We start from the raw sequence: 14,884 nt of genomic DNA, 5'->3' as shown, positions 1-14,884 counted from the left end.
CCCAGCAGTCGCCGTCCGGTCTCCGATCGAACGCCCGATCCACGGTAGTAATTAACAGGCTCGGGTCGGAAGGGTGGGCAACGCATGACGGGAAACCGACCGAGTCGGGGCGAACGAGCGCTGGGTGAGTTCGTCGCGGCGGCCGTCGCGCTCCTCGCGCTCGCCGGTCGCGCCGCCGCGCACTCGGGGTCGCTGGGCGGGTCGGTCGCCTCGGCGACGGTCCCGACGTGGCTGACGGTCCTCACCGGTGGTGTCGTCGTCGGCGGTTCCTTCCTCTTTACGACGCTGCTCACGGACCACGACGCGATGCGCGGGGTGAACTGGTGGCGCTTGGTCGTCCCGACGCCGACGCGACTCCGTCGGGCGATGGGTCCGCTCGTCCGCGCACTTTCGGTGAGCGTCCTTCTGATCGTGCTGGTGACCGGGTTCGTCGGTCCTCAGGAGGGCGTCCGAAACTTCGCGCTGTTGGTCGTCTGGGTCGGCTGGTGGGCGGGCTACACTGCCACGACGTATCTCGTCGGCAACTCTTGGCCGGCGCTGAACCCCTGGCGCGCGCCGCTTTCGGCGCTCCGGTGGATCCGCGAGCGTCGACGCGCTGGCGGCGACGGCGACGCTGCACGTGACGGCGGTGCGGAAGGCGAGGCCGACCCGCTCGTCGCCGGCGTCTCTGTCCCGGTGTCGTGGGGCGTCTGGCCGGCTGTCGTCGGCCTGCTCGCGCTCGTCTGGCTGGAGGTCGTCAGTCCGGTCGGGGAGAACCCGCGACTGCTCGCCGGGGTCGTCCTGACGTACACGCTGGTGGCCGTCGCCGGATCGCTGCTCGTGGGGACGGCGTGGTTCGACCGGGTCGACCCGATCAGCCGCGTCTTCGCCGCCTACGGACGGCTCGCACCGATCCAGTACGGCGCCGACGGCTCGCTTTCGCTTCGGATCCCGGGGACTGCGCCGACGGAGGATCCTCTGCCGGACCGGCCCGGTGAGGTCGCGTTCGTCGTCGCGCTGCTGTGGGTGACGACCTACGACGGGCTCGTCGCGACGCCGACGTGGGCGGCCGCGGTCGAACCTGTCGTCGAAGCGGGCGTCCCTGCACTCGCCGTCTACGCTGGCGCCCTCCTCGTCGGGTTCGGCCTCTTTCTCGGCGTCTACCGGCTGGCAGCGCGGCGGGTGCGGGAGACCGCCGACACCTACGTCACCGCCCGGGCCATCGAGCGGTGGTTCGCGCCCGCGCTGTTGCCCATCGCCGCCGGCTACCACCTCGCGCACTTCCTCGGCTACTTCCTCGGGCTCGTGCCCGCACTCGCCGCCGTCGTGACGAGCCCGTTCGCCCCGCCGGCCGCGCCGCTCGCGCTCGTCCTGCCGGGCTGGTTCGGCTCCGCGAAACTACTCTTCGTCCTCGTCGGGCACGTGCTGGCTATCTGGGTCGCGCATTCGCTGGCCTTCGAGCTGTTCCCCGGCGTGTTGGCGGCCATCCGGAGCCAGTACCCCTCCGTGGTGGTGATGGTCTTTTACACGATGACGTCCCTATGGATTATCACACAACCGTACGGACCGCCGCCGTTCGTCTGAGACCATGGCCAGCGAGACCAGACACACCGAGACGACCGCGTCACGGCGTGTCGATCGCGCGCCCACCTTTCGTCCGAGCCGCGACACCACGGTGCCGGCCGACGAAGAGCCCGCGGCGACCTGTCCCCACTGCGGGCACCCGTTCCGGAGCGAACACGCGCGGGACCTCCACGTCGGCGAGCGCCACGATCCGACGCCGGCCGAGCGGGAACGCTACGAGGCCGCCCTGGAGACCGAACGCGACGACCTGTGGCTGTTCCACGCCAAGGCCGTCGTCGCGCTGGGAGTCACCTACGCCGCGACCGTGATCCTCTACATGGTCGTCCTCGGGAGCTTCTTCTGACGAGATCGTCGCTCCAGGGACCGGGCGATCGAGATGCCACACCGGTCGTGAACGTGCCGACGGCGACGGCGACTACCTCGTCAGCAGTCGCTCGGCCAGGGACGCCTCGAAGGCGTCACGGTCGCCCCACTCGAGGGCGACCCGGGCTTCGAACTCCCCGTCGGAACTGGGCTCGGTGACTCCGTCGTCGGTCACGTCGAACCGCAGCGACTCGGTCTCGACGAGCGACTCGTCGTGTGCCAGGTAGACGGCGACACAGTCGAACAGCGTCGAGGAGCGACGAGTGAAGTCGTCGTAGGGCATCCACGACACGCGCGTGGCGAAGACGCAGTTGTTCTCGACGACGCCCCGGACGAGCGGGTCGTCGGTCGCCGACCAGACGCGGTGGTAGCGCCCGCCGTCCAGAGTCACGTGCCCGCAGGTGTCCAGCGGCGTCAGGAGCACGTCGCGCCAGGGCGCCGCGAGGACGGTCCGGAACGCCGGAGGGTCGACGCGGACGTTCGTCTCGGCGTCGGGCTCGCCGCCGTCGTAGCCCTCGTAGAAACTGCCGTGCATCCCGACGAACCGACACTCCCGTGCGATCTCGGGGTGGCGCTCGACGACCGTCGCGAGCGTCGGCGTCGGACCGATGGAGACGACGGTGACGGGGTCGTCCGCCCGGTTCACTACCTCGGTGAACGCCTCGACGCCACCGTCGCGGACGGTCCCGGGATAGCCGTCGAGGTCGTACTCGTCGACCCACGGCGCCTGATTTCGCTCGGCCGCGTCCATCTCGCGGCCGTCGGGGCCGAGACCGATCGGCACGTCGGTCCGGTCGGCTCGCTCCAGCAGTTTCGCGGCGACGCTGGCGCGATAGGTCGGGTCGCCGGTCTCGGTCAACACGAGTCGACAGTCGAGCTGGGGCGTCCGCAGGAGCTGTGCGAGCGCCCACGTGTCGTCCACGTCGGTGCCGATGTCCGTCGCGAGCACGACCGGCACCGGGTCGTCCGCGGTCGCCCGGCCCGCGACAGCGCGTCGGTCCTCGTCGCCGAGGTAGCCGTCGGGATCTGTCATGGTTGTCTCCCGGATCGGCGTGTCGCGCGGAGAACCTTCCGGTCGCGGAAGCGGCGTGGCCCCGTCACACCACCGGTCGACCGCGCCACTGTGACGCAAACCTTATGTACAACTCTGTCCGTTAGTGGACAGTAATGAGTACTGGTGAAGATATCGCACCGAAAGTGCGGTCGATACTCGACGCGGCCAGAGAGCGCGCGACGGCACGCGAGCGCGAGGGCGGCGAGCGCGTCGGGGTGGACGCTCGCTCGCTGCCGGAGGCGTTCGAGGCCGCCGAGGCCGACGGGCGCGTCCCACTGATAGCAGAGGTCAAGCCGACGAGTCCGACGACGGAGGGCGAGCGCGACGACGACCCGGTCGAACTGGCCGAGTCGATGGTCGCGGGCGGCGCGGCGGCGCTGTCGGTGCTGACCGAGCCCGAGCACTTCGGCGGGTCGACCGACGCGCTCGAACGGATCCGCGCGGCGGTCGACGTGCCGGTGCTTCGGAAGGACTTCGTCGTGCGCGAGGCCCAACTCGACGCCGCCGAGGCGGACGTCCTCTTGCTGATCGTCCGCTTTCTCGACGAGGACGGGACCGACGACCTGGCAGACCTGCTCTCGGCGGCGCGTGAGCGGGGCTTCCAGGTGCTCGTCGAGGCCCACACCGCTGGGGGGGTCGAGCGGGCGCTCGACGCGGGTGCCGGGATCGTCGGGGTGAACAACCGCGACCTGGCGAAGCTCGAGGTCGACCTCGGGACGTTCGAGGCGGTCGCCTCCGACGTGTCGGAAAACGTCACCCTGATTGCGGAGAGCGGCATAGCGACGACGAACGACGCACTGGCGATGCGCGCGGCGGGCGCCGACGCCCTGCTGGTGGGATCGGCGATCATGGACGCCGCGGGCGGCGGCGACGTGGAAGCCAACACCCGACGGCTCGTGGCGGCGGAATCGGACGCGACAGCGGACGCGGAGACGGAGACACACCAATGAGCACAGACAAGATGTTCGGCGAGTACGGCGGACAGTTCGTGCCGGAGTCGTTGATGCCGGCGATCGAAGAGTTGACCGACGCCTACGAGCGGTACGTTCTCGACAACGAAGACGGATTCATGGACGAGTTCAGGCGTCGACTGGCGGACTTCGGCGGGCGGCCCCTGCCGCTCCAGCGAGCCGACGCGCTCTCGGACCGGTACGACACCGAGGTGTACCTCAAGCGCGAGGACCTGCTCCACGGCGGCGCGCACAAGCTCAACAACGCCCTCGGACAGGTGCTACTGGCGAAGTACATGGGCAAAGAGCGGATCGTCGCGGAGACGGGCGCCGGCCAGCACGGGACGGCGACGGCGATGGCCGCCGCGCATCTGGACATGCCCTGTGAGGTCTACATGGGCGAGACGGACATCCGGCGCCAGCGGCCCAACGTCTTCCGGATGAAGATCAACGGCGCCGAGATCACGCCGGTGACGACCGGCCGCGGGACGCTCAAAGAAGCCATCTCCGAGACGATGCGCGACTGGGCCACCACCGTCGAGACCACCCACTACGTCATCGGGAGCGTGGTGGGTCCCGCACCCTTCCCGCGGATGGTCCGGGACTTCCAGTCCGTCATCTCCGAGGAGGCCCGCGAGCAGGTCCGGGAGAAGGCCGGGCGCCTGCCGGACTCGGTGCTGGCGTGCGCCGGCGGCGGGTCGAACACGATGGGGACCTTCCACCACTTCGTCGGCGACGACGAGGTCGGACTGTACGCCGTCGAGGCGGGCGGCTCGTCGCTCTCCGTGGACGAGGAGGAAGGCGTCGCGCCCAACTCCGCGTCGCTGTCGACCGGCGAAGAGGGTGTCCTCCACGGCGCGCGCACGAAGCTCCTGCAGGACTCGCACGGACAGATCATGGAGTCCCATTCGGTTTCGGCGGGGCTGGACTACGCGGGCGTCGGTCCCGAACTCGCCCACCTCGTCGACCAGGACCGGGTCGACGCGGTCAACGTCGACGACGACACCGCCCTCGAAGCGTTCCACCGGCTCTCCCAGGACGAGGGCGTCATCCCGGCGCTGGAGACCGCCCACGCGTTCGGCTACCTCGAACAGCACCACGAGGAACTGGGCGACCTCGTGGTGGTCAACGTCTCCGGTCGCGGCGACAAGGACCTCGAAACCGTCCTGGAAGAGACCGAGAAGCGCGACCTCGACGTGGCGCCGGACATGTCGGTGCTTCGCGACGCGGCGGGTGGAGGGGGGATGTAGATGGCGCTCGAACGCGTCTTCGCCGACGAGCCGGCGTTCGTCCCCTACGTCGCCGCGGGCGACCCGACCTACGAGGAGTCCCTCGAGTACGTCGAAGCCCTCGAACGCGGCGGCGCGGACGTGATCGAACTCGGTCTGCCCTTCTCGGAACCGATCGCCGAGGGGTCGACGATTCAGGAAGCGGTCGTCCGCTCGCTGGAGGGCGGGATGACGCCCGACCGGTACTTCGAGTTCGTCGAGGAGCTGGACGTGGAGGTGCCGCTCGTGTGCATGACCTACTACAACCTGATCGCCCAGTACACACACCCCGAGACCGGCGAGACGGGACCGCGCGCGTTCGCGCAGCGAGCGGACGAGGTCGGTATCGAGGGGTTCGTCGTCGTCGACCTCCCCGCCGAGGAGGCCGGACCGCTCCGAGCGGCCTGCGACGAGTTCGGCCAGGATCTGGTGTTCATCATCGCGCCGACGACGAAGGGCGAACGCTTAGAGCGGATGCAGGAGAACGTCTCGGGGTACGTCTACGTGCAGGCGCGACTCGGCGTGACCGGCGCGCGCGACGACGTCTCCGACCAGACCGAGGAGTCGCTGGCTCGGGTCGACGACTGGGACGTGCCCAAGGCCGTCGGCTTCGGTATCAAGACCGGTGAACACGCCGAGCGCATCGTCTCCGCCGGTGCCGACGGGATCATCGTCGGGTCGGCGCTGGTCGACATCGTCGCCGAGGGGGCCGAGAGCGACCGGTCGGTCGCCGAGACGGCCGAACGGCTCGAATCGAAGGCCCGCGAACTCAAGGGGGGCGCGCTCGCGGGCGGGGAGCTGGCCGCCGCCGAGCGCTCGGACTGATCCGTCCGACTCGCAGTACCGTCCGCAACCGGAACGCACATAACCGTACTTGCCACACCCTCACACAACATGACCGCAGGGAAAGACGCGCGCCTGGCCCGCATCGGGACAGCGGGCCGGCACCTGATCGTCCCGATGGACCACGGGATCACACTGGGGGCCGTCAAAGGCCTCGTCGACATCGAATCGACGGTCGACGCCGTCACGCGCGGCGGCGCCGACGCCGTGCTCACCCAGCGCGGCGTCGCCGACCGCGTCCACCCCAACAAGAACGACGCGGGGTACATCGCCCACCTCAACGGCTCGACGAGCATCGGTCCCGACGAGAGCGACAAGCGCACGACCGGTACCGTCGAAGACGCGATCCGCGCCGGCGCCGACGCCGTCTCATTCCACATCAACGTCGGCAGCGAACACGAGCCCGACCAGATATCCCAGCTCGCCGAAGTCACCAGCGTGGCCGAGCGCTACGGCCTGCCAACGCTCGCGATGGCCTACGCCCGCGGCCACGACGTACGCGACGACGACCCCGAGCTGTTCGCTGAGGACCTGGGTCACGCCGTCCGGCTCGCCGAGGAACTGGGCGCCGACGTGGTCAAGACCGCCTACAGCGGGAGCGCGGACACCTTCGGCCGTGTCGTCGAGTCGACCGCCCTCCCGGTCGTCATCGCCGGCGGCTCGAAGGGCACGGACCGGGAAACCCTCTCGATGGTCCGCGGCGCGGTCGACGCAGGCGCGGACGGCGTCTCGATGGGTCGGTCGATCTTCCAGCACGACGACCCCGAAGCCATCACCCGCGCCATCGCCGCCGTCCTCCACGACGACGCTTCGGCCGACGAGGCCGCCGAGCGCGCGGGCCTCCCCGTCGAGGCCTGAGCGGTTCGGCCGCGTTCGACCACGCGGTTCTACGGCCCTTCGACGACGAACAGCGCAGCGAGCGCGACGAGTCCACCGGCGACGAAAGCGCTCGCGGCGACGACCGGGTCGGTTCCCGCTCCGACCGAGTCCGCGACCGGCGCACTCAGATCCGTCGTCGCGTTGCCGGACACTCGTTCCGGTCCGCCACGCCCGCTCACGGCGAGCGCGACGGCGACCCCACCGACAGCCAGCACCCCTACCACGCCCACCAGTCGCTCGACCAGCCGGCGCAGCGACGACTCGGGCTCCTCGCCGGCGAACGGCACGAGCGACTCGTCGGCGGGCGCGTAGACGGTCATCTCCGACCCGCTGTCGGAGTACCACGTGTCGACCGCCTCGACGAGGTCGGCCGCGACGAGCTTCGTCAGGTGGTACTGGACGTTCTGGACCGTCGTGTCGACCGCCTCGGCGAGTTCGAGGCCGGTCGCGGCTCCTCGTGGAGTTCGAGCAACGGCGAGCGGGCGGTCTCGGACCCGAGCGCGTCGAACACCGCCTCGGCGTCGGCCTCCGCGAGGTCCACCAGTTTCGGCTCCCGGTCGTCCACGTCGGGCTCCGACCGCAGCGGGAAGATGCTCACGACTCCGTCGCCTCCTCGGGCACGATATCCGCCGGGACGACGCCCCCTTGAAGCCGCGGGGCGCGTAAATCGCGCTTTCAGCCCGGGACCCTTTCAGGTGGGCGGCGCCGTTCCGTCGACGTATGGACCGCGGCACTCGCTCGCTGGCGCTGCTCGCCCTGCTCGCGATGGTCGTGCTCCCGGCGTGTCTCGCTGGCGGACCGTTCGCCGGCGCCGAGGCGGCTAACTCGCCGCCCGTCGAGACGCTGTCGGCGTGTTCGGGGAACGAAACGACGCCGGGCGTCGGATCCCCAGGTGCGCTCCCGGCGAGCGCGGGCGGCTTCGAACTGACCGCGAACCGGTCGGTCGTCGAACGGGGCGAGCCGATCGCGTTCGAACTGACGAACGTCGCGGACGACCGGCGGACCACGGACACCCGGAACCGCTACGCGCTCCAGCGGCGGGCCGGCGGTGCCTGGAAAACGGTCACGCTGTTCCCCGAGGAACGGGCGGGGTTCAACGCGACCGCGCTCGTCCACGATCCGGGACAGGGTCTCGCGTGGTCGTTCCGCGCGAGCGCGGGCGGGTTCTCGACCGGGAAGTTCGTCGTCTGCGAGCCGCTTCCCGCGGGCGACTACCGGTTCGTCTTCGAGGGGCCGCCGGCGCTCGCGGTCCGGTTCGAACTAGTCGGGGGAAGCGACGGGACCCGGACCGTCTCAGAGCACGCTCGGTAGCTCGGTCATCGAGTCGAGTCGGTGGGTCGGCGCGGGGTCGGGGTCTTCGGGGTAGTCCTCGCCCGGGACGCCCGTCGGGACCCACACCGACTGCATCCCCGCGACGTGGGCGCCGACCACGTCGCCGTCGTGGCGGTCGCCGACGTAAGCCGTCCGCTCGGGCGCCGTCCCGAGCGCGTCGAGGGCCCGCTCGAACGGTTCGGGGTGTGGCTTGGACTCGATCCCGGTGCCCGGCCCGCAGCAGACGACCGTCTCGAAGCAGTCGCCGACGCCGAGTCGGTCGACCTTCGGGAGCTGGGAGTCCTCGCTGCCGTTCGTGAGCAGGGTGAGGTCGCACCGGTCGCGAGCGTAAGCGAGCGCGTCCGCTGCACCCTCTCGGAACGCCACCGCGGACGGGTCGATCACCTCGACCGTCGCGTCCGCCAGTGCTGGGGCGTGATCCGGGTCGGCGCCGACCTCCTTCGCGACGGCACGATACATGTACTCGTAGTGCTCGCGCTCGGAGTCGGGCTCGGGCAGCGCCGACCAGTCGACCGCGTGGAGGTCGGCCGGTTCGAAGAACTTCGAGATCCCCGTGCGCTCGAAGATCGCCTCGTGGATCTCCGCGTCGGACTGCGTCGAGACGCAGAGCGTGCTGTCGAGGTCGAACACCACCGCGTCGAGTTCGGGCATCCCGTCGCAGTTCGGCGGGTCGATAACTGTCGCTTTTCGTTCGGGCGAAAATTTCGCCCTACTCCCCGTGGAACTCCTCCAATATCTCGAAGTCGCGGGCGGTCTTGGCGAACTCCGAGAGCGGTCGCTCTTCCCCGCAGTCCTTGCAGACGAACGCCTCGTCGGGTTCGTGAAGGTCGGCGGGGTTGGCTTCCCACTGTTCGTCGCATTCCGGACACTGGAGCTGTATCCAGGCCTCCTGCATACTCGACCGTGGGGACGCCTCCCGAAAGAGCCTTGTGGCGATTCTCGCAGGTCGGTGCGGCCGCGACCCCCGAGACGGACGGTCGCCGCTCTCCGGCGCCACTCCCGCCGGTGCGGTTTTGCCGCTCTCGGTCGATACTCGGTCCATGGGAACTGCGACCTTCGACTTCAGCGACGAAGTGGTGATCGTCACGGGCGGAAGCTCCGGTATCGGCCGCGCTACGGCGCTCGAATTCGCCGAGGCCGGCGCGACCGTGGTCGTCGCCGACGTGCGCCGCGAGCCCAAGGACCTGAGTACCGAGACGCCGACCGACGAGGCTATCGAGGACTCGTGGGGCGAGGCCGAGTTCGTCGAGACCGACGTGAGCGACCGGAGCGAGGTCGAGAGCGTCGTCGCGGCCGCCCGCGAGCTGGGCGGCGTCGACGTGATGGTCAACAACGCCGGGCTGTTCCGCGGCGGGTCGATCACCGACCTCGACGCGGCGGACCTGGACGCCATGCTCGGCGTCAACGTCCGCGGTGTCTTCCTCGGTACGCAGGTCGCCGCGACGGACATGCTCGACCGCGACGAGCCCGGCGCGGTCGTCAACACCGCCTCGATCAGCTCCTCGCTGGCCCAGCACGGCCAGGTTGGCTACGACGCGAGCAAGGGCGCCGTCCGGATGCTCACCCGCGGCGCCGCGCTGGAGCTGGCCGAGTCGGGGATCCGCGTCAACGCCGTCGCACCCGGCCAGATCGCCACCGAGTTCCTCGACGGGTGGACCGAGGAAGCCAAACGGTCGGCGGCCGGCGGCGGCGAGAGCGGCTTTCTGAAGTCGATTCCGATGGACCGGGCGGGCGTCCCCGACGACGTGGCGACCGCGGTCTGCTACCTCGCCAGCGACGCCGCCGGCTACACGACCGGCGAACTCCTCCACGTCGACGGCGGCTGGCAGGTGGCCTGAGTCGTTCGTCGCCGCTATCCGCTCCGGCTCGCCGGCCTTCGCGCACCGTTGGACCCCACAGGCGTTCCGAACCGAACGCCCGCTCGCTTCGTCGATTATAAATGGCAAATGATTATGTTTGTCGGAGTGTAACACGATACCGTATGTCACGATTTCCGCGAGCGGGCCGGAACGCTCGTATCGAGTGCGAGTGCGGTGCGGCGGTCGTCAAGCGGGGGGACGACTACGTCTGCGTCGAGTGCGGGGAGCGCTCGACCGAGGAAGCCGCGGACGAAGGGGGTGCGAGCACCGCCCGGTGAGGCGTCGCGCGGGTGACGCGGCGCCCACACCGGTGCGGTCCGCGTCGCGACCGACGAGAACGGAACGATTTTTCAGTGTCACTGACCAGCCCGTCCGCATGGACGTGGCCGAGTCGATCCTCCTCCGGATACGCGCCGCCGGTCGTCTCACCGTCGGAGCGGCGATCGCTGGTCTCGGAACCGTCTTCGCCTGGGCGAGTGTGTCCGGCGGGGGCGACGCCGTTCTCGGCGCGGTCGCGCTGTGGATCGCCGCCCTGTTCGTCGGGTTCGTGATCGGGCTGCAGGGCGTCGTCGTGTTGGTCGACGGCGTGATCGATTCCGCCGGGTGACGGGTCCCGGTGTCGTTCGACTATCCGCCGAGTAGCGCCGCTTCCGCCACGTTCAAATCGGACGGGGGCGAGCGTGGATACATGACACGGCAAGTGTGGCTGAAGGCCGACGACGAGGTCGGCGACTGGGAGGCGCGCAAGCGCCGGATCACGGCGGGGCTGGAGGCGGGCGTCGACTGGGTCCTCGTCGACGAGTCCGACGTGGCCCGGGTCCGCGACCTGGGCGCCGTCAATATCGCGGCGTTCACCAACGGCGACGTGCACGTGATGGACGCCGAGGGCGACGAGACCGAAGAGCCGGACGCGGCCGTCGTCGGCAAAGACGGCGAGGGCGACGGCTCGATGGACATCCCCGGCGACCTGTCTGGATCGGCGGATCTGTCCGTACTCCGCCAAGACGGCAAGGCCAGCGCCGGCTACGTCCGCATCTTCGACGAGCGCTACGAGGAGTTCGCCGAGGAAGTCGCCACCGCCGCCGACTACACCATCGTCGTCGGCGAGAACTGGCAGATCATCCCCCTGGAAAACCTCATCGCGCGTATCGGCGACGAGACGAACCTCGTCGCGGGCGTCACCACGGCCGAGGAGGCCCGTACCGCCTACGAGACCCTGGAGATCGGCGCCGACTCCGTGCTGCTGGACACGGACAACGTCGACGAGATCCGCGAGACCGTCGAGGTCCGCGACGAGATGAGCCGCGAACAGCTGGATCTCACGACCGCCGAGATCACCGAGATCGAACGGACCGGCTCCGCCGACCGCGTCTGCATCGACACGGGCAACCTGATGGAACACGACGAGGGGATGCTCGTCGGCTCGATGAGCCGCGGCCTCTTTTTCGTCCACGCCGAGACCGCCGAGTCGCCGTACGTCGCCTCGCGGCCGTTCCGCGTCAACGCCGGCGCGGTCCACGCTTACGTCCGTACGCCCGACGGCGGTACGAAGTACCTCTCCGAACTCCGGAGCGGCGACGAGGTGCAGGTCGTCGACACCGAGGGCCGCACCCGCGAGGCCATCGTCGGCCGCGTCAAGATAGAGAAGCGGCCGATGTTCCGGGTCAGCGCGAAAGTCGAGACCGACGACGGCGTCGACCGCATCGAGACGCTGCTGCAGAACGCCGAGACGATCAAAGTCGCCACCGCCGACGGCCGGAAGGCGGTCACCGATCTGGCCGAGGGCGACGAGGTCCGCGTCTGCTACGGCGACAAGGCCCGCCACTTCGGCGAGGCCATCGAAGAGAGCATCATCGAAAAGTAAGGCGGTCGCCGCGCGGTTTCACGGGGATTTCACATGAAAGTCAGCCACTACTTCGAGGGCGAAGGCGTCGTCACCGGCGGGTTCGCACAGTCGGTCAACAACCAGCGGGCGATCCTCGACGACCGCGGCATCGACTACACCACCGAGCCGACGCTGGACTGTGACCTCCTGCACCTCAACAACGCCGGCCCACGCTCGATCTACTACGCCAAGCGCGCCCGCCGGCGGCGGATTCCGGTCCTCTTTCACACCCACAACACGGCCGCGGACTTCCGGGACAGCTTCGTCTTCTCGAACGCGCTCGCCCGGCCGTTGAAGCCGTTCCTCGCCTACGCCTACGACCAGGCCGACCACCTCGTCTGTCCCTCCGAACACAACCGCGAGGTGATCGCCGAGTACACGGATACGCCGGCGACGGTCGTCTCGAACGGCTTCGACGGCGAGCGCTTCGCCGGCTGGGACGACCCCGAGTTGCGCGAGGAGTACCTCGACCGCTACGATCTGGACCCGCCGGTCGTGTTCATGTTCGGTCACGTGATCAAGCGCAAAGGTCTGGACACGTTCGTCGAGGTCGCCCGCCGGCTTCCGCAGTACGACTTCGCCTGGTTCGGCTACCTCAACCCGACGGGCGGGACGGTCGACAGGTTCCTCCAGCCTCGCGAGACCCGACACCTCGTCGAGAACTCGCCCGACAACTGCACGTTCACCGGCTACATCGAGGACCCGCGGGGGGCGCCCGCGGCGGGCGACGTGTTCTTCTGGCCCTCGCGCAACGAGAACGAGGGGATGGCGCTTTTGGAGGCGATGCACTGCGGCGTGCCGCCGGTCGTCCGGGCGATTCCGACCTACGAGTGGCTCGACGACGGCGAGGACTGCCGCAAGGTCGAGACGACCGACGAGTTCGTCGACGCGATCACCGAACTCTGCGAGGACGAGGGAGAACGCGAGCGGATCGGCGCGGGCGCGGCGGCGACGACCGAGCGGTTCACGCTCGAGGCCGTCGGCGAGCAACTGGTCACGCTCTACGACGAACTCGTCAGCGGGCCGACGAACGAGCGGACGCCGACGGGGTGAGCGGCCGGCGGTACTCGCGGTCGGCCGATACCGTTCAGGCGTTCGCGCCGGAGTCGTCGGCGCTCTCTTCCGAGTCGGACGCTGACTCGGGCTTGAGCCGTTCGGTACACCAGTGACAGAACTCGAGGTCCTGGTCGACGTCGCGGCCGCAGTTGGGGCAGGTCGTGCCCGCCTCGACTTCGACCTCGGTGTTCTGGCGTTTGGCCATCCAGTAGGCGTCGACCATGCTGAAGACGGTGATCGCGGCGAGCGCCAGCGCGGCTTCCGGCGAGACGTTCTCGGCGGCCGCGACCAGTTCCGACCAGCCGAACGACTCGGGGACGGCGTCGGGAGGCATCAGCAGAGTGAAACTCGTCACGTTGAGGAAGAACCAGACGAGCGCGCGGAGCCACTCGCGCAGGTAGACGTGGCCGAGCCCGGGATAGAGAAACGCGAGCAGGACTGCCAGCAGCGGCCGCGTTCGGTTCCGTGTACTCACTGTTGGTTGTGCGAGTTGGGTCGTCACACGGTTTCAACCTTCCGACTCCGGCCGTGATCGGGCCTCCGAGGCCGGATCGCGGCCGATCGGCCCGACCGGAACGTCCCGTCGGTCGACCGCGTTCGGACGGCACCCCGCGCAGTCGTGCGGCGTAGTTGCCGATCTCGTGCGGTGTACTCGCCGTCTCCCCCGGATCTCGTGAACGCTATCCCCCGCGTGGCCGTACCGTTGGTCGGAAGACAATGAGCCGGGAGACCAAGCGGGAGCGACGCTCCGGTCGGTCGATCGGACTGGTCGTCCGGGTCGTCGTCACGCTCTGTCTGTTCCTCGTCGCGATCCGACTGCTGGGGGCGGCCACCGACGCGCTCAGGCCCGTGCTCAGACGAACGCTCCGGTCGGTCGTCGTCGGGAACCCCTCGGCGCTGGGCCTCAGCTGGTTCGCCTCGTACGTGCTGGCGAACGGGTCGGTGGTGGCAGCGCTATCGCTCTCGCTGTTCGATTCGGGGCTCGTCGGCCCGTCACACCTCTATCTGATGATCGTCGGGTCGCGACTCGGCGGCGCGGCCGTCGTCGTCTTCGTCGGCGCCGCCGACTACCTCAACGAGGAGATCGAGTCGGTCCGGGATTCGATGCGTCTGGGCCTGTTAACGTTCCTGCTCACTCACTCGATCTATCTGCCGGTGCTGGCGCTGGGGTCCGTCTTCGTCCCGCTGGTCGACCGGCCCGACACCGGCGGCGGCGAGGTAACCGGCCCCGAGCCGAACGTCCCCGACGTCGTCTCGACGCTCGCCGACACCGCAGTCGTCCACCTCGGCCCGGGAGTGGCGTTTTTGGGCGCCCTGGCACTGATATTCGTCAGCCTCCGACTGTTCGACGGGATCCTCGACAGTCTCGACAAAGAGCGGCTGCGACGGCGCTACATCACCAGGCTCAACGACAAGTGGGTCTCGTTCGGACTCGGCGTCCTCGTCACGGGGCTGACGACGAGCGTCGCCTTCTCGCTCGGGGTGGTCGTCCCGCTGTACAACCGGGGCCACATCAAGCGGACGGAGATCATGCCGTTCGTCCTCGGGGCGAACGTCGGGACGCTCGTCGACACGCTACTCGTCGCGGTCGCGCTCGACAGCCAGGTCGGCGTCCGCATCGTCCTCGCGGTGCTGGCCGCGGGAACGATCGTTTCGCTCCTCGCGTTGCTCTGGTATCCGCGCTACAGCGCCCTCGTAGAGGCGGTTCAGACCGAGATCGTCGACCGACCGGCGTACTTCGCCGCCTTCCTCCTGTCGCTGTTGCTCGCCCCGCTCGGTCTGCTCGTGGTCCGGTGAACCGGGGCCGCGTCTCGTTTCGGGTAGTCGGCCAC

At 69.4% G+C, this 14,884-nt stretch carries 18 protein-coding genes and 1 pseudogene; 13 read left to right on the top strand and 6 right to left on the bottom strand.

Annotated features, from left to right (window positions below; all coding sequences use genetic code 11):
- The first annotated feature begins 84 nt into the window (after positions 1 to 84).
- Both I7X12_RS04955 and I7X12_RS04950 read left to right on the top strand, forming a co-directional pair.
- Positions 85 to 1,563: a hypothetical protein gene (locus I7X12_RS04955; RefSeq protein ID WP_232343048.1), complete on the top strand. Its 1,479-nt coding sequence runs from the start codon at positions 85 to 87 to the stop codon at positions 1,561 to 1,563.
- Between the two features lie 91 nt (positions 1,564 to 1,654).
- Positions 1,655 to 1,906, top strand: coding sequence for a DUF7410 domain-containing protein (locus I7X12_RS04950; RefSeq protein ID WP_198062758.1), 252 nt, complete (start codon positions 1,655 to 1,657; stop codon positions 1,904 to 1,906).
- A gap of 72 nt (positions 1,907 to 1,978) precedes the next feature.
- Here the strand turns inward: I7X12_RS04950 and I7X12_RS04945 are convergent, their stop codons facing one another.
- Entirely contained in the window at positions 1,979 to 2,959 is a 981-nt protein-coding gene (locus tag I7X12_RS04945) for a nucleoside hydrolase (protein WP_198062757.1), read from the bottom strand.
- A 134-nt stretch (positions 2,960 to 3,093) separates the two neighbouring features.
- Between I7X12_RS04945 and trpC the strand changes: the two genes are divergently transcribed.
- From trpC to I7X12_RS04925, 4 genes are all read left to right on the top strand, one after another.
- The gene (trpC, locus tag I7X12_RS04940) at positions 3,094 to 3,930 is read left to right on the top strand and encodes an indole-3-glycerol phosphate synthase (protein ID WP_198062756.1); all 837 of its coding nucleotides are present in this window, start codon (positions 3,094 to 3,096) and stop codon (positions 3,928 to 3,930) included.
- The gene (gene trpB / locus I7X12_RS04935) at positions 3,927 to 5,180 is read left to right on the top strand and encodes a tryptophan synthase subunit beta (RefSeq protein WP_198062755.1); all 1,254 of its coding nucleotides are present in this window, start codon (positions 3,927 to 3,929) and stop codon (positions 5,178 to 5,180) included. Before trpC ends, trpB begins: the two co-directional genes overlap by 4 nt.
- The gene (trpA, locus tag I7X12_RS04930) at positions 5,181 to 6,023 is read left to right on the top strand and encodes a tryptophan synthase subunit alpha (protein WP_198062754.1); all 843 of its coding nucleotides are present in this window, start codon (positions 5,181 to 5,183) and stop codon (positions 6,021 to 6,023) included.
- Between the two features lie 69 nt (positions 6,024 to 6,092).
- Complete coding sequence (locus I7X12_RS04925) at positions 6,093 to 6,899, top strand: 2-amino-3,7-dideoxy-D-threo-hept-6-ulosonate synthase (RefSeq protein ID WP_198062753.1); 807 nt, start codon at positions 6,093 to 6,095, stop codon at positions 6,897 to 6,899.
- Between the two features lie 29 nt (positions 6,900 to 6,928).
- Here the strand turns inward: I7X12_RS04925 and I7X12_RS20545 are convergent, their stop codons facing one another.
- Both I7X12_RS20545 and I7X12_RS20770 read right to left on the bottom strand, forming a co-directional pair.
- On the bottom strand, positions 6,929 to 7,240 hold the full coding sequence (locus I7X12_RS20545) for a hypothetical protein (protein WP_232343047.1): 312 nt from the start codon (positions 7,238 to 7,240) through the stop codon (positions 6,929 to 6,931).
- A gap of 84 nt (positions 7,241 to 7,324) precedes the next feature.
- Positions 7,325 to 7,654, bottom strand: a pseudogene (locus I7X12_RS20770) (hypothetical protein); the annotation flags it as partial.
- On the opposite strand from I7X12_RS20770, the gene I7X12_RS04915 reads away from it, so the two are divergent.
- Positions 7,641 to 8,231, top strand: coding sequence for a hypothetical protein (locus tag I7X12_RS04915; RefSeq protein WP_198062752.1), 591 nt, complete (start codon positions 7,641 to 7,643; stop codon positions 8,229 to 8,231). The pseudogene I7X12_RS20770 and the gene I7X12_RS04915 sit on opposite strands and share 14 nt — an antisense overlap.
- On the opposite strand, the gene I7X12_RS04910 is transcribed toward I7X12_RS04915, so the two are convergent.
- Together I7X12_RS04910 and I7X12_RS04905 are read right to left on the bottom strand one after the other, a co-directional pair.
- Positions 8,214 to 8,903 carry an HAD family hydrolase gene (locus tag I7X12_RS04910; RefSeq protein WP_198062751.1) on the bottom strand — a complete coding sequence of 230 codons (690 nt, stop codon included), beginning with the start codon at positions 8,901 to 8,903 and terminating at the stop codon, positions 8,214 to 8,216. The genes I7X12_RS04915 and I7X12_RS04910 overlap by 18 nt on opposite strands.
- A gap of 58 nt (positions 8,904 to 8,961) precedes the next feature.
- Positions 8,962 to 9,147 carry a DUF7836 family putative zinc-binding protein gene (locus I7X12_RS04905; RefSeq protein WP_198062750.1) on the bottom strand — a complete coding sequence of 62 codons (186 nt, stop codon included), beginning with the start codon at positions 9,145 to 9,147 and terminating at the stop codon, positions 8,962 to 8,964.
- A gap of 145 nt (positions 9,148 to 9,292) precedes the next feature.
- Between I7X12_RS04905 and I7X12_RS04900 the strand changes: the two genes are divergently transcribed.
- The 5 genes from I7X12_RS04900 to I7X12_RS04880 all read left to right on the top strand — a co-directional run bounded on the left by I7X12_RS04900 (position 9,293) and on the right by I7X12_RS04880 (position 13,049).
- Positions 9,293 to 10,090, top strand: a complete 798-nt coding sequence (locus I7X12_RS04900; protein WP_198062749.1) for an SDR family NAD(P)-dependent oxidoreductase — start codon at positions 9,293 to 9,295, stop codon at positions 10,088 to 10,090.
- Between the two features lie 143 nt (positions 10,091 to 10,233).
- Positions 10,234 to 10,389 (top strand): hypothetical protein, encoded by a 156-nt coding sequence (locus I7X12_RS04895; protein WP_198062748.1) that lies wholly within the window; start codon positions 10,234 to 10,236, stop codon positions 10,387 to 10,389.
- Between the two features lie 98 nt (positions 10,390 to 10,487).
- The gene (locus I7X12_RS04890; RefSeq protein ID WP_198062747.1) at positions 10,488 to 10,718 is read left to right on the top strand and encodes a hypothetical protein; all 231 of its coding nucleotides are present in this window, start codon (positions 10,488 to 10,490) and stop codon (positions 10,716 to 10,718) included.
- 81 nt (positions 10,719 to 10,799) lie between these two features.
- A complete protein-coding gene (locus tag I7X12_RS04885) occupies positions 10,800 to 11,975 on the top strand; it encodes a 3-dehydroquinate synthase II (protein ID WP_198062746.1) in 1,176 nt (391 codons plus the stop codon).
- Positions 11,976 to 12,008: 33 nt separating this feature from the next.
- Positions 12,009 to 13,049, top strand: coding sequence for a glycosyltransferase family 4 protein (locus I7X12_RS04880; protein WP_198062745.1), 1,041 nt, complete (start codon positions 12,009 to 12,011; stop codon positions 13,047 to 13,049).
- 34 nt (positions 13,050 to 13,083) lie between these two features.
- Here the strand turns inward: I7X12_RS04880 and I7X12_RS04875 are convergent, their stop codons facing one another.
- On the bottom strand, positions 13,084 to 13,527 hold the full coding sequence (locus I7X12_RS04875) for a zinc ribbon domain-containing protein (protein WP_198062744.1): 444 nt from the start codon (positions 13,525 to 13,527) through the stop codon (positions 13,084 to 13,086).
- Between the two features lie 242 nt (positions 13,528 to 13,769).
- Between I7X12_RS04875 and I7X12_RS04870 the strand changes: the two genes are divergently transcribed.
- On the top strand, positions 13,770 to 14,849 hold the full coding sequence (locus tag I7X12_RS04870; protein WP_198062743.1) for a Na/Pi cotransporter family protein: 1,080 nt from the start codon (positions 13,770 to 13,772) through the stop codon (positions 14,847 to 14,849).
- Positions 14,850 to 14,884 lie beyond the last annotated feature (35 nt).

The organism is Halosimplex litoreum (assembly GCF_016065055.1).
GTDB classification, from domain to species: domain Archaea; phylum Halobacteriota; class Halobacteria; order Halobacteriales; family Haloarculaceae; genus Halosimplex; species Halosimplex litoreum.
The sequence above is the reverse complement of the archived record's forward strand: the minus strand, read 5'-3'. Positions and strand labels throughout refer to the sequence as shown.